This window comes from Nocardia sp. XZ_19_231 (assembly GCF_015355705.1).
GTDB lineage: Bacteria > Actinomycetota > Actinomycetes > Mycobacteriales > Mycobacteriaceae > Nocardia > Nocardia salmonicida.
The window spans coordinates 60,710-73,482 of the sequence record NZ_JACUZI010000014.1 but is presented as its reverse complement, the minus strand read 5'-3'; the positions used below and the strand labels follow the sequence as shown (position 1 = coordinate 73,482).

General features: G+C 64.2%; 13 protein-coding genes. 8 read left to right on the top strand and 5 right to left on the bottom strand.

Annotated features, from left to right (window positions below):
• Positions 1–130: 130 nt before the first annotated feature.
• Positions 131–1,417 carry a glycosyltransferase gene (locus tag IBJ82_RS33170; RefSeq protein ID WP_194829931.1) on the bottom strand — a complete coding sequence of 429 codons (1,287 nt, stop codon included), beginning with the start codon at positions 1,415–1,417 and terminating at the stop codon, positions 131–133.
• Between the two features lie 147 nt (positions 1,418–1,564).
• Here IBJ82_RS33170 and IBJ82_RS33165 point away from each other — a divergent pair, with 147 nt between their 5' ends.
• A complete protein-coding gene (locus IBJ82_RS33165) occupies positions 1,565–2,134 on the top strand; it encodes a TetR family transcriptional regulator (protein ID WP_194829930.1) in 570 nt (189 codons plus the stop codon).
• A 1,102-nt stretch (positions 2,135–3,236) separates the two neighbouring features.
• Here the strand turns inward: IBJ82_RS33165 and IBJ82_RS33160 are convergent.
• Complete coding sequence (locus IBJ82_RS33160; RefSeq protein ID WP_370585587.1) at positions 3,237–4,478, bottom strand: PQQ-binding-like beta-propeller repeat protein; 1,242 nt, start codon at positions 4,476–4,478, stop codon at positions 3,237–3,239.
• Positions 4,479–5,089: 611 nt separating this feature from the next.
• Between IBJ82_RS33160 and IBJ82_RS33155 the strand changes: the two genes are divergently transcribed.
• On the top strand, positions 5,090–5,920 hold the full coding sequence (locus IBJ82_RS33155) for an SAM-dependent methyltransferase (RefSeq protein ID WP_228538039.1): 831 nt from the start codon (positions 5,090–5,092) through the stop codon (positions 5,918–5,920).
• Between the two features lie 162 nt (positions 5,921–6,082).
• Complete coding sequence (locus tag IBJ82_RS33150) at positions 6,083–6,514, top strand: hypothetical protein (RefSeq protein ID WP_194829928.1); 432 nt, start codon at positions 6,083–6,085, stop codon at positions 6,512–6,514.
• A gap of 580 nt (positions 6,515–7,094) precedes the next feature.
• Here IBJ82_RS33150 and IBJ82_RS33145 read toward each other — a convergent pair.
• Positions 7,095–7,580, bottom strand: a complete 486-nt coding sequence (locus tag IBJ82_RS33145; RefSeq protein WP_194829927.1) for a hypothetical protein — start codon at positions 7,578–7,580, stop codon at positions 7,095–7,097.
• A gap of 139 nt (positions 7,581–7,719) precedes the next feature.
• Between IBJ82_RS33145 and IBJ82_RS33140 the strand changes: the two genes are divergently transcribed.
• Positions 7,720–8,160, top strand: a complete 441-nt coding sequence (locus IBJ82_RS33140; RefSeq protein WP_194829926.1) for a hypothetical protein — start codon at positions 7,720–7,722, stop codon at positions 8,158–8,160.
• An 89-nt stretch (positions 8,161–8,249) separates the two neighbouring features.
• Here IBJ82_RS33140 and IBJ82_RS33135 read toward each other — a convergent pair whose 3' ends face one another.
• Complete coding sequence (locus IBJ82_RS33135; protein ID WP_194829925.1) at positions 8,250–8,441, bottom strand: hypothetical protein; 192 nt, start codon at positions 8,439–8,441, stop codon at positions 8,250–8,252.
• Positions 8,442–8,477: 36 nt separating this feature from the next.
• Between IBJ82_RS33135 and IBJ82_RS33130 the strand changes: the two genes are divergently transcribed.
• Complete coding sequence (locus IBJ82_RS33130) at positions 8,478–9,116, top strand: hypothetical protein (protein WP_194829956.1); 639 nt, start codon at positions 8,478–8,480, stop codon at positions 9,114–9,116.
• Between the two features lie 348 nt (positions 9,117–9,464).
• Here the strand turns inward: IBJ82_RS33130 and sigJ are convergent, their stop codons facing one another.
• Positions 9,465–10,355 carry an RNA polymerase sigma factor SigJ gene (sigJ, locus tag IBJ82_RS33125; RefSeq protein ID WP_194829924.1) on the bottom strand — a complete coding sequence of 297 codons (891 nt, stop codon included), beginning with the start codon at positions 10,353–10,355 and terminating at the stop codon, positions 9,465–9,467.
• A 132-nt stretch (positions 10,356–10,487) separates the two neighbouring features.
• Between sigJ and IBJ82_RS33120 the strand changes: the two genes are divergently transcribed.
• From IBJ82_RS33120 to IBJ82_RS33110, 3 genes are all read left to right on the top strand, one after another.
• Entirely contained in the window at positions 10,488–11,075 is a 588-nt protein-coding gene (locus IBJ82_RS33120; RefSeq protein WP_194829923.1) for an NADPH-dependent FMN reductase, read from the top strand.
• Positions 11,072–11,557 carry a nuclear transport factor 2 family protein gene (locus IBJ82_RS33115; RefSeq protein WP_194829922.1) on the top strand — a complete coding sequence of 162 codons (486 nt, stop codon included), beginning with the start codon at positions 11,072–11,074 and terminating at the stop codon, positions 11,555–11,557. The genes IBJ82_RS33120 and IBJ82_RS33115 overlap by 4 nt, the downstream gene beginning before the upstream one ends.
• A 294-nt stretch (positions 11,558–11,851) precedes the next feature.
• Entirely contained in the window at positions 11,852–12,313 is a 462-nt protein-coding gene (locus tag IBJ82_RS33110; RefSeq protein WP_194829955.1) for an ADP-ribosylglycohydrolase family protein, read from the top strand.
• The last annotated feature ends 460 nt before the right edge of the window (positions 12,314–12,773 follow it).

Here is a 12,773-nt window from a genome sequence, read left to right as displayed (position 1 = left end):
ACCAGTAAACAAGTGTCGATGAACTGGTTCAGTTGTCGGGCCTGGACCGTTGCTGCGAACAGCCTTGTGCATGAGGATGATTCGGGCGAATCGGTGTGCTCGGCTCGTGATCGGTCGAGAGACCGCGTGCCTAGGAGACTCGTGCGGCGGAAGTGACGGCGACGGTGTCTATGAGTTCATCGATACCCCGTGCGGCACTGATCTGTCCGGCCAGCACGGCGGCCGCCTCCCGATATCGCGGCGAGGCCAGCGCTTTGCGCACGGCACGGCGCACCGCGGTGGCGCTCGGTCGGCCGGTGCGCAGATTGATGCCGCTGCCCGACCAGGACACTCGGGCGGCGACCTCGGGTTTGTCCTCGGTGTCTCCGGCGATGACGATCGGCACGCCGTGCGCGAGCGCGTACTGGACACCGCCGTATCCGCCGTTGGTCACCAGCAGGTCCAGCCGCGGGAAGAGTCGGTCGTACGGGAGGAATTGCGCCGCCCGAACATTGTCCGGCAGCTCGCCGAGTTGTTCGATCGGTCGCCCGCCCGTGGTGACCACGACGAGAACATCCTCGGTCGCGAGGGCCTCGATGGTGGGTTTCACGAGTTCGTCGAAGTCCTCGTTGGCGATGGTTCCCTGGGTGACCAGCACCACCGGCCGAGTCGTGCCGAGCTCGTCCCACCACGGCGGAAGGACCCCGTCCGTGGAAGTGATGACCGGACCGGCGAAATGCACGGGCACTGCGAGATCGGGGCGCGGATATTCGAAACCCGGCACGGACAATTGGACGACCGCGTCGGCCTTGCTCATCCAATTGATGACAAAAGCTTCGGCAGCACGTCCGTGGACAGAGCGGAACAACGCGTCGACGTCGGCTTGCACCGGGGCGAAGATCCACTTCTCGACCACCGCGCGCAGGACTGTGTTGCGCACGCGGTTGAGCGGCCCGCGCCATGGCTGGAGCCCGAGCCCGAACGGGGGCACCGCCGCCGAGGAGACCGGCAGGGGCAGCATTCCCGCGACGATCACCGGAGGTCGACTGTGGCGCGGATGTCCGCTCAGCAGCATGGCGCCGACGAAGGTCGGGTCGACCAGTACCGCGTCGGGCGGGGTTTCAGCAGCCAGCAGTAGAGCGCGCAGGGCGTCGTATTGCGCACGGGCGGGCCGGAGAAAGTTCTGCGCGACGTCATGGCGCAGTCCGGCGATTCCGGTCGGTCGGTCGCTGTTCGCCGCGCCGAGGAGCCGGTCGTCATAGTCGGCTTCGGCTGGTAGCGCGATGAATTCGCTTGCGCTGTGCGTGACAGCATCGGCGAATCGCGCGCCGGTCAGGAACTGCACCTGATCTCCGCGCCGGGTGAGTTCGGCGGCGATTCCGAGCAGTGGAGTGACGTGCCCGTGGATAGGGACGCTGGCGATGAGGTAGCGAGCCATGATGAATCTTCCTTCGATGGCAGTCGACTGGCATGCGATAGTATTGACCAGTACAACGTACTAGTGAACCTTTGTCGAAGGGATATGGTGTCTGAGCCGCAATACGTTTCACCGCTACGTGCTCGGCAGGCGGCGGTCACGCGCCAGATGGTGATAGCTGCGGCCGCTGAACTCTTCGCCGCCCAGGGCTACGGGCGCACGTCGTTGCGCCAGATCGCACAGTCGGCGGGGGTGGCGGTGGAGACCGTCCGAGTTCAAGGCCGAAAGCGCAGTTTGCTGGCGGCGGCCGTGCGGATTCTCAGTTTCGGCCGCGATGTCGATGAGCCCGTGCTCGCGGCACCCGAAGCCGATGATCTCCGGGCAGCCTCGACCCCCGACGAATTCGCGCTGGCGGCGGCACGACTGCTGACCGGGCTTGCCTCGCGCACGGTGGGCGTGTGGCGCGCGTTCGTGTCAGCGGCCGCGGACGACCCGGAAGTGGATGCCGAACTGGCGCAGGTTCAGGCGTTGATCAGGTCGAATCTCGGCAGTGCGGTCGAACTGCTGGCCGGTCGAGGCTGGCTGCGTTCCGATATCGAACCCGACGAAATCATCGTGAATCTGTGGTTGCTGGTCTCCACCGAGAATTACGACAAGCTGACCGGCCGCCTCGGCTGGAGCATCCAGCGTTACGAGCAGTGGTTGGCCCGGGCGCTGAGCGACCTGCTGTTCCGTTGAAACCGCACGATGGTGGGCGCCGACGGTCCTGCCTGGTGCGCGAAAGCCGCCAGCCTGGCAGTGTCTCGTCCACCTCGACACGGGCTATCGGTCTCAGAGTCGGCGTCACGTGGTGTAGTCGGCAGTTAGGCGAAACGCCGATGCGGAGTCGCCCGACTGGCCCCGGACAACCAGCCCCGAGCCTGGCCGCCTCCCGTTGGTTCGGACCGACGGCGAGTCGAGCGATCAAGTGTTCCCCGTCGTCGAACGCGGTGTCACTGCGACCTGGATTCGCGCGGCCGGTCCTCCGCGCTGCGTACGCCGCTGTGATGGCCCTCCTCTACGCCCTCTTCCGTGGCCTCGGTTTCCGAGGCCCGCGATGCGGGTTGCTCGTCAGCGGGGGAGGTGGTGGCGCCCCCGGGGGTGCTATCGGGGGCAGGTGCTTTGAACTTCGAGTCGGTCACCGGGTGTACAGCGCCCGCAGTATTAGCGCCGGTCCCTTCGCCCGCACTGGTGCTCGTAATTCTTCCTTCGGCGCTTGTTCGGCGGCCTTCATAGGGAGGTATGGCCGGTTCCGCGTCTTCCGGAGGGCGCGTCCCGGTCCCGCCGATGTTGTCTTCCGCCGGGTTGTGGTCGCGAGTCGAGGTGACTTCTTCTTGGTCGAATGTGCCGGCCGGGCGATCGGCCGTTCCTCCGCCGGGCGTATCCGACCCGGTATCTCGCGAACCTTTGGCTCCTCGTTCCGATTGAGGCTCTTCAGATAGATTTTTGCTGGACATAGCTCCATCGTCTCCTCTAATAGAGCGCTGGATTATAGACTCTGCCTTTCAAGGGTGATGCTCGATTCAACCGCAGTCAAGCCATCGCGATGACGACCACGACTGAATCATTAGGGTCGTTTCTGCCCCGGATCAGCATCTCGGCGGCCGAGCGACTCGGCCGTCCGACCCTCTCGCCGGCCACTTCGTCGCCGATCCGGGAATACCGATAGGTGATACACGTATCGAGGGTTCGTGGGTAAATCGTAGAAATGCGCGCAAGGAGATCCGGTGGAGCGTCGGTGCGAAGTCTGTCGGCCGGATCGCAGACTCACCGTAATCCGCGCCCGCAACTTCCTCTGTGATCAGCGATGGAACTGGAGTTCGTCGGACCCGCCGCCCTCGCTCACCAGCAGTGCCAGCCAGTCAGCACCCGCGCCTTGGACCCAGCCGACATATCGATCGATTTCCCGACCCGTTTCGCGGTCGTAGATGATCGTGGTCGGTCGGCCGGCGAATTCGCCGATCGGAATTCGGCCGCCCACGACAACTCGATCACCGACCAGAAACGTCGTACGTTGGCTCGGGTAGGGGTCGAAGCCCGGATCGGGTACCGACCACTTCTTCTTTCCGGTCCCGATATCCAGTAGTGACAAGGTGCCCTGGTCAGCGAATTCACTGACCAGCAGCGATCGGTCGTCACCGTCGAGGGGAGTGCCGCGATCGGTGGCCGCCCAGACCGTGGAACCCGTTGCCAGATCAAACAGTTGAGGAGTTCCGTCGGCGGTGACGGCCGCTATCCTCGAGCCATTGCCGATCATCTGGCCGAGCTCCGACCCGCTCAGCCTTTTCTGGCAATCGTCGTTCTCCTTGCGTCGGCCACCGTGTACAGATGCCGACCACTGTCGCGTTCCGGTCGAGCCGTTGATTGCCTCCAGGGCAACTTCGCAGAGGTGCTCAGTCCTGTCGTGGTCAGTGTTGACGAGCAGTTCACCAACGCTGAAGGTGTACCAAGCGTGATGGGCGCCGCGTCCGGGGAGAACCTCACCGGTGGCGGTCGCTACCGAGGCCCATGGTCGATCTGTGGGACCGGCGTTCGATGGCCCCAACCAAATAGGCAGATATTCCGATTCCGGTGGAGCCTGCTGGTGCCAGGTTCCGATCACGTCGTGACCGAGTGTGCCGCTCGCGGGGCGCGGCCACGACGCCTTTCCATCGCCGATTTCATGTCGCATCGTGGTGCACTGCACGTCGGGCGTACCCAGTGCTGTGCAGTCGGTCTGGTACACCGCGTCACCATAGACGCTCAGGTAATTCGCACTGTCCTGCCACAGGGTGCGGCCGGTGGCTGCCTCGATCACTTCGAACAAGGTCGGGTCACTGGATGCGGCTCGACGCTCGGAGAGCACGACCAGCTCGCCGCTGATCCGATATTCGAATCCCGCTCCGCCGGTGACCTTCTGATCTCGTCGCCACCGCTCGCGGCCGGAGGCGCGGTCCACCGCGATGAACGAGGTCTTGCGGGGAGTGATGACCACGTCTCCCAGCACGGCAACCTCTGCTGCGCCGACATCGAATTCTATCGACCACGCGGCGGGTCGGTTCACAGTCGTGGTGGTCGTAGTAGGCGGCGATGATGATGTGGGGACTGGGGTGGGATAGTCCCGCTGCTCCGTGGCGCTCGCACATGCTGAAATGCTCAATGCCGCAACGACAACTCCAGCAGTAGCCAACCTGCGCAACTTCGCCCCCTGATCCCCGCACGCCGTGCCCTGCGCCACGGCCGAATCGAGAGTATCAAGCCTGACCTCAGCAATAGTCGGCGTCGAAACCTTCGCTCGCCCATCGTTTGACAGTCCAGCGGGCCAGCTGTGAACCTGCCCCAGGCATCGCTTGCCCAGGCCCACGATGTCCCACGCGTCACTCCTCGGACTCTTGGCCGGGTATTCGGATTCGGCTGCACTGCCAGACCCGGCGGGCGAACCGGTTTGCCCCGACAGCGTGGGACAGGTTGTCGTAAACGCAAGTCCGACGCAGACTTCGGACGGACCGGCGCTGCGATTGCGAGGTGACGACCGGACTCCGTGGCCGACCACCGCATCACGGAACCGCCACGCCCCGAGTCGATTTCGCGCGTGCTACGCACCGAAGCCGCGCCGACACGCCGGAGTTCTCCTACGATGGACGGCGGCAGATACCAGCACAGCATGAGGGGTCGATGACGATGGGCGACAACGCGAATGTGATCGATCAGTCGAAGCCGAGCATTGCCCGGGTCTACGACTACATTCTCGGTGGCAAGGACAACTACGAAGTGGATCGCGCGATCGGTGACCACTTCAAGGTGGATCTGCCCGGATCGGTGGCCATCGCGTTCACCAACCGCCAGGCCCTGATCCGCGCCGTGCGCACCATGGCCGAAGCCGGGCTGACCCAGTTCCTCGATTTCGGCAGTGGCCTGCCCACCGCCGACAACGTGCATCAGATCGCGCAGGGGATCAATCCCGACGCACGTGTGGTCTACATCGACTACGACCCGATCGTGCTCGCGCACGGGCGTGCGCTGCTGGCGACCAACGACAACACCACCGTCATCCACGCCGACGTGCGTGAATACGCCAGCATCCGGGCCAACCCCGAGGTGTCGCGGCTCATCGATTTCGACAAGCCGATCGCGATGATCTTCAGTGCGATCCTGCACCACCTCAACGATGACGAGGACCCGCAGGCGGTGGTCGCGTACTGGGCTGACCAGGTGCCCGTCGGCAGCAGTGTGTTCATTTCTCACTTCCGCTCCGGTGACAATGCCGAGACCATCAAGGCCGAGGCGAAGTTGCAGGCGACTTTCGGGCGTGGTCGCTGGCGCACCGACGACGAGATCACCGCCTTGTTCGGCGATCTCGCGGTGCGGGAACCCGGTGTGATCCCGGCGGCCCGTTGGAATCGGGACCTCGGAGTCGCTGATGGTTCGGCACCGATCGTTTCACCTGATCATGAGTTGTCGGTGTGGGAGGAACTCATCGTGGCGGCCATTGCCGACAAGCGCTGAGGCGGTTCGTCCGGCTTGCGGCCACGGCGAAATTCTGGCCTGACGGGCGCGTCCAGCAGTGTGTGTGACCGGTTTGCCTGGGTCTCGCACAGTCGTTAGCCTGCACACTGCCGTCGGACCACGACCGAGGGACGGCCACATCATCGCACCGGGGGAATATTCATGTCGGCACCACAATCATCGGGCTATTTCGCGTCTACCGCCAATGGCGTCTACTGCGCCTACTGCGGTTCGACACCAGCGGCGCGGGTGGATATTCGGGGGCATCGCGGCTTCATCATCTTCATGCAGTTCCTGAAGTCCCCCGGCCCGTTCTGCCGCGATTGCGGACTCGCGACCTATCGCAGGATGACGGTCGAGAGCATGTGGATCGGCTGGTGGGGCTTCCTGTCCGGTGTGATCAATCCCGTCACCATGCTGATCAATCTCGGCCCCCGCTCGACGGTCACCAAACTGCCGCCGCCGATTCCTGGCGGACCGCGCATCCCCATGCAGCCGGGCAAGCCGCTGTTCCAACGTGTCGAATTTCTGCTCGCCGTCGCACTCATTCTTTTGGGACCGATCATCCTGCTCGCGTTGGCATCGATGAGTTAGGACTGCAAGGACTCTCGGGTGAGTAGTGCTGGTAGATCTGTGGTGTGGTGTGGAATCGTGCGGTGGCCGAGCTGAATTCGTTGAAGGCGGGACCGAGGGTCACTCACGCGGTCCCAGCTAGAGGTGGTGTGCGGCGAGTTCGACAGTGCTGAGCCAGGCTTCATCGACAGGCCGGCAATCCGAGCGAGTTCGCGAGCAGCAGGCAGATCCGGACTCGACGGCCAACCCGAGATCTGCGCGATCTACCGCGACTGCCTGGATCATCAGGAGTCGCGCTTGGCCGGCTGCTCGAGTGTCGTTCACATGTCAGGTGCGCGCAGTTCGGGCGGGCGGAATTGCCGATTGTAGTCCGGGCCCGAGGCGGCACGAACGCTAGCTCAGACCGAAAAGAGATAGGGGCGACGCGCGCTTCGTAGACGGCGATCGCTGCGTAGGCGGCGCCGAAGACGATGAGTACCGCGGTGGCACTGATGCGCACACGTCGGATTCTCGTTGCGGGCTGGGCCGGGCCGCATCGGCGTTCGACGACCAGGGGTGCGAGCACAACGAAACCGGCGACCACCGAAGTCTGCACGGCTGATCAGAGGACCGTGGAAAGGTCGAGTGTCTGCCACAGGTAGTGTTCGGCGACTTCGGATTTCACACCACCTGCCCATGACGCGGTATGGAGCGAGATGAACAAGGTGGCTGACGCGGTTGCCCACCAGAGCAACGCGGTGGTGACGAGCGTAGCGAGGATGCAGGCGGCCCAGGTTGCCGCAATGCGGCCACGTGTCGCCTCGGTGTGAATCAGCGCCGAGCAGGGCACAGTGATGCCGAGTGCTATTGCAATGGCCACGGTGATCGGGGTCAGCATCGAATAGACGTAGAACGATGCCGCCACCGCCCCCACCGGAACGCTGAATTCCTTCCACCACCATCCCGACAACGTGCCGATGACACCCGCGCCGACTATCGATAGTGGCACGAGCACAACCACGGCCGAGGCCATCGCGCGAGCGACGGTTCGGGGTGGGGCGGCTTCGGCGTGCGGCCGCGAATCCGCCAGCGGTGCTGAGTTGGTCACTCGGACAATGTATTCGGTGCCGGGTTGTTTGGCGGTGATGGTGGGCGGTAGCCTACGGGTCGGGGGATTCGGGCAGTCGGCATGAGATCTGGAAAGCCGTCTTCGCCCGCCATTTCAACTGTCACACGGGGGTTTTCGAATGTCTCAGATCGATGCGATGCAGGCGGGGGTGCAGTCGCCCTACGCTAACGAGCCCGCGGTTCGGCGATTGACCCGCCTTGCCGGATCCGCCGGAATCGCGCTGGGTCTCGCGCTTGCGGCCTGCTCTGTCGGACTCGTGGTGTCCGGGCTGGTCAATCCTGAGTACCTGATCGTCGTCTGCGTGGTCGCGCTGTTGCCCGGGATTCTCGCCCTCAGCCTGCTCACGGCGTCGCGGCGGATTCTGCGTGGCGAGATCAACGGAACGACCAGGGCGACCACGATGTTGGTCACCACGGGCGGCCTCGTCCTGCTGGGAGCGGTGGGCGCCATCATCGAAGGGCCTTGGCCCGCGAAGATTTTGATGGTCCTCCTCGCCATCGGCACTTTCACGACCGCGACCTTCGTCAACCGTGCCGATCGAGCGTTGAAGGGCCAATAGCGAAGACATGGCGCGAACGGCCGCAGACCCGGTGCCGATGGCAGGTCGTTGTCGACCCTCGAATAGGGGATGCCCCCGACGATCTTCGATCAGGACTTGCCGTCGTCGACTGGCGTGGTGAGGTTCGGTCGGTTGGATTGATCGCCGAGGCGCGCGTGCAGCCGTTCGCGGACCTGGTCCGGGGTGTAGGCGCGACGTTTGCGTTCGGCTCGTACGATGACCACCCCGGTCGCCGCGACACCCGCGGTCCCGGCCAGACCCAATATCTTCCACCAGCGCATGCGCCTAGGCTAGTCGCTGTGTCACGCGAAACACCGATGAGTATCGGCTTGGACGAAGCAGTAGCGCTTACGCGAACGGGGGATCTATGGCTGTTTCGCGGGCATTCTCGCGCCGATCGCGCGATACGGGGATTGACCAACAGTCCGGTGAACCACGTCGGCATGGCAGTGGTCATCGATGACCTACCAGCGCTGATATGGCATGCCGAGCTCGGTCGGGCACTGCCGGATATCTGGTCGGGTAGCCATCATCGCGGAGCCCAGCTACACGATTTGCGGGCTGCGGTCATCCGATGGAGCCAGGAGTACGGGCAACAGGCGTGGATGCGTCAGTTGGATCGGCCGGTGACCAGCGAGATGGAGGATGCAGCGCTGCGGGTGGTGGCGAGGCTGGACGGCATGCCCTTCCCTTCCACCGGCGCGCTGGCGGGGCGCTGGTTGCTGGGCCGGGTGCCGGTGCCGAAGCGGTCGAAAGAGCGCGCATCCGATCAAGCCGGTCTGGAGAACGCCTACTGCGCGGAGATCGTCGCGATGACGTATGAGGCCATGGGCTTGTTGCCGAAGAGACGCCCGAATTGGTATGACCCGGGCAGATTTTGGAGTGGCGACAACCTGCGATTGGCTGAGGGGTATCACCTTGGCGGGGAAATCACGGTGCATGTACCCGACCACTGACCTCGGCGACTTCCGCCACGAGTGACACCACCTCATCGTGCACGGACCACGACCCCGCCCCCATCCCGGCGCGGGCAACTTGTCGGGCTGTGCCGGCGGGTGCCGCGAACAAAGTGGTGCCGTCGAACTCGTCGATCAGGTCGGTTTGCCGGGAGATATAGCCATTTCCGGGCAGTCCTTGCCGCGGTCGCAACCGATTTCGGAGATCTGTCGTCGATAGCGTGGCTTGTCACGGCCAGCGACTCGAGGTGTCTGAGCAACACCAGCCGTGGGTGGCACTCAGTCTTCGGAGGCTCTCGACTGCTTTGCGTCGGCGGTTTCTGACCGTCACGTTTCCGCAGCCACAGTTCAGCCGGTGGTCCAGAGACGCAGTTTCTCCGGGTTGCGGATTGCCCAGATGCGGGTGATGCGGTTGCCGACGATGTCGAAGGCGTAGACCGAGATGACGGCGTCACGAAGCTGAGCGACCAAGCCGGGCTGACCGTTTACTGTGCGCTCGAGCAGCGCTACCTGGGGGCCGCGGGTGGCGATTTCGATCCAGGCGCTGGCGATGTGTTCGCTGCCGGTGATCGGGTCGCGGAAGGCCGGAGCGAGACCGCCGCTGTCTGCGGTCGCGATTGTGGTCGGGTCGAGCAATCCGATCAGGGCCTCCATATCGCTTGTTTCCCAGGCCCGTTTGAAGTCCCTGACCACGTCGGCGCGCTGGGCGCTCGACGGACGCTGCGAGGTATCGATGCGGCGGCGGGCGCTGGAGGCGAGCTGGCGGCATGCCGCGGGGGTGCGGCCGACGATCTCGACGATCTCAGCGAAGGAGTAGCGGAAGACGTCGTGCAGGACGAACGCCACTCGCTCGGCCGGCGTCATGGAATCGAGCACGACCAGGAAGGCCATGCCGATCGACTCGTCGAGGGTGACCCGGTCGGCGGGGTCGCCAGGGGCGGGACCACCCAACCACTCGGAGTGGTCGGGTATCGGCTCTGGAATCCATTCGCCCACATACTGTTCCCGCCTGGCACGCGCCGATCCGAGCAGGTCGAGGCAGATGCGGCTGGCGACTGTCGTCAACCAGGCACCAGGCGTCACTACGTCTTGTCGCTGTCGCTCGGAGAGCGCGTACCAGCGCACGTAGGTCTCCTGCACCACATCCTCGGCTTCGGCCAGCGAGCCGATCAGGCGGTAAGCGAGATTGATCAGCTGACGGCGTTCGTCGATCACCGCGTGCAGGTGCGGATCGGTCATGGTGTTCGGCTCCTCGTGTCGACAGCACTCACTTATCCGACGAAACAGCGACTCGAATTGTGAGGCCTGACATTTCGCCCGGCTACGTCGTCGGAAGGTGGTAACGCTTTCAGCAGAGCAGGAGTTTCGGAAATGACCAAGATCGGCATCATCGTCGGCAGTACCCGGCCCAACCGCAATGGCCCGCAAATCGCCCAGTGGGTTCTGGACACGGCATCGCAGCGTGGCGACGCCGAATTCGACCTGATCGACTTACGCGATCACCCGCTACCGCATCTGGACGAGTCCACGCCGCCGATGTTCGGCCCGTCGGCGCACGCGCACACCCGCGCGTGGGCCGAGCGGATCGGCCCGTTCGACGGCTTCGTGATGGTGACCCCGGAGTACAACGGCGGCATCCCCGGAGTGCTGAAGAACGCAATCGACCACCTGTACGCGGAATGGACCGACAAGGCGGTCGGATTCGTCTCCGACGGGGTGAGCGGCGGCGCCCGTGCCGTGGCGCAGCTGCGGGTGGTCTGCAGCGGGCTCGGTATGGCGGATGTGAGCCGTCCGGTAGAGATCTCACTGCTCACCGATTTCGAGAACCACGTCACCTTCACACCGGGCGACCACCACATCGCCGCCCTGAGCAAGACGCTGGATCAGGTCATCGCCTGGAGCGCTGCGCTCGCGCCGCTGCGGGCGGCGCAGAATCAGATCTTGGGGAGTCGATCATGACCGCATCCAACGATTTCCAGTCACGCGCTGACCGCATCGAGGCCGATGAAGTCGAGATTCGGCGGCAAATCGACAAGGCGATCGAAGGAGTGCGAGCTAAGGATCTCGAGGTCCTGAAATCGCTGTACACAAGTGACGTCGTGTCCTTCGATCTCGAGCCGCCGCACCGGCACGTCGGGATAGCGGCGAAACTCGAGAACTGGGCGAGAGTGTTCCTGTTCTTCGAGGTTGTGACCTATGACGTTCGCGATCTGACGCTCAGTGTCGGCGATGGTGTGGCATTCGGGCACGCCTTTGCACGTCTACGCGGCACACTGAAGAACGGCGAGGCAACGAGCGGTATTTGGGTCCGGGTCACGTACGGACTACAGAAGATCGCCGACACCTGGTTGATCGCACACGACCAGGTCTCGGTGCCGCTCGACATTGTGAGCGGCAAAGGCGTGGTCGACCTCGATCCGGGGGGCGCGGAGCGCCCGTAATGACCGGTCAACGACCAGACCGGCTAGCACGCACTCTAGGCCGAATGCGAACTCGATGTCGGGATCCGGTTCCTCGGCTTCGAGGACGTGGCGGGTGAGCATCGGATGCTCACCCGCCGCGAGGACCTCGCCGAGGTAGGGGCCCGGGCACTGCACTGCCACTGTCCTCGGCCATGCGTTGCGCGGTTCGGCGCGCCGTGCGGCTTGCTGGGTGGCCACTGAGCTCAGCACGTATGCGTACGGCACCGAGCGCTTGCGAGGCCAAAGTGATGTCGGACGAGAGCGCGCGCCCGACTGAGTACCGATACAGCCCCCCATTGCTCGGCCCGTTCTTTCGTTGAGCATTACGACACCTATCGCCGATACGGGCCCGGGACGAGCCGGATCCTGCGGCTTATGCGCCAAAAGGGTTATCACTGGCGTGAACTCGCTCAACAGGCACGTGAGGGGCGAGGATCCTGGGGCAATGGTTCCGCTATGCGGGTGGCGCCGCTGGGCGCGGATGGCTTGGATCGGGTCGTCGACGAAGCCGCAGCTTCGGCGCTGGTTACTCATACCCACCCCGATGCCGTAGCCGGTGCGGTTGCGGTGGCTCTCGCAGCTGCCGTGTTTTCGACGCAACCGCAGGTACACGGTATCGAGTTGCTCGATACGATCGCCTCCCGGACACCGGCCGGTCCGGTCCGCGACAAGATCAGGGATGCTCAATTCATCAGCGATTCTGTTACTGCCGCAGCAGAATTGGGAAGGCTATGACTCGCCTCGTCCTCATCGATGCTCGCTCCTACCGAGCCGACCCACAACGACTTGAGCACATGCCGGACCGATGAATGATCGACGACCCGCTGCCCAGACCTGACGTTTGGGAAACGGGCAGCACTGCCATCGAATCCACGCCACCGAGCTGCCGCAAACCAGCAAAACCGCTGAGTCGCTGCCAGTTCGAAGTCGCGGCTCGTCAGTGGGTGCCCGACGCCAGCGCGCGGGTCCGATCAGCGTCGCGAAGACGAAGGGTTCTGCGGAGACAGCGCGTGCTCGGGGCACCACTGTTCGACCGGGAGACGCCCCTGACCGTTCCCGGTGGCCACGGTGAAAGCCACGAGCCCCAGCCACGTCCCGTCCGTCCTGTTAACTGCACTTCAGTCGTTGATCTACGGGTCTAACGTTTGTGGGGGTGCATCGAGTGGAGGAGCAAAGGCGCGCGTTTCGTGACGGG

Bases quoted from the DNA above. Each gene is read 5' to 3' on its own strand.
- IBJ82_RS33170 (WP_194829931.1), bottom strand. From the start codon at position 1,417: ATGGCTCGCTACCTCATCGCCAGCGTCCCTATCCACGGGCACGTCACT.
- IBJ82_RS33165 (WP_194829930.1), top strand. From the start codon at position 1,565: ATGGTGATAGCTGCGGCCGCTGAACTCTTCGCCGCCCAGGGCTACGGG.
- IBJ82_RS33155 (WP_228538039.1), top strand. From the start codon at position 5,090: ATGACGATGGGCGACAACGCGAATGTGATCGATCAGTCGAAGCCGAGC.
- IBJ82_RS33150 (WP_194829928.1), top strand. From the start codon at position 6,083: ATGTCGGCACCACAATCATCGGGCTATTTCGCGTCTACCGCCAATGGC.
- IBJ82_RS33140 (WP_194829926.1), top strand. From the start codon at position 7,720: ATGTCTCAGATCGATGCGATGCAGGCGGGGGTGCAGTCGCCCTACGCT.
- IBJ82_RS33135 (WP_194829925.1), bottom strand. From the start codon at position 8,441: ATGCGCTGGTGGAAGATATTGGGTCTGGCCGGGACCGCGGGTGTCGCG.
- IBJ82_RS33130 (WP_194829956.1), top strand. From the start codon at position 8,478: ATGAGTATCGGCTTGGACGAAGCAGTAGCGCTTACGCGAACGGGGGAT.
- sigJ (WP_194829924.1), bottom strand. From the start codon at position 10,355: ATGACCGATCCGCACCTGCACGCGGTGATCGACGAACGCCGTCAGCTG.
- IBJ82_RS33120 (WP_194829923.1), top strand. From the start codon at position 10,488: ATGACCAAGATCGGCATCATCGTCGGCAGTACCCGGCCCAACCGCAAT.
- IBJ82_RS33115 (WP_194829922.1), top strand. From the start codon at position 11,072: ATGACCGCATCCAACGATTTCCAGTCACGCGCTGACCGCATCGAGGCC.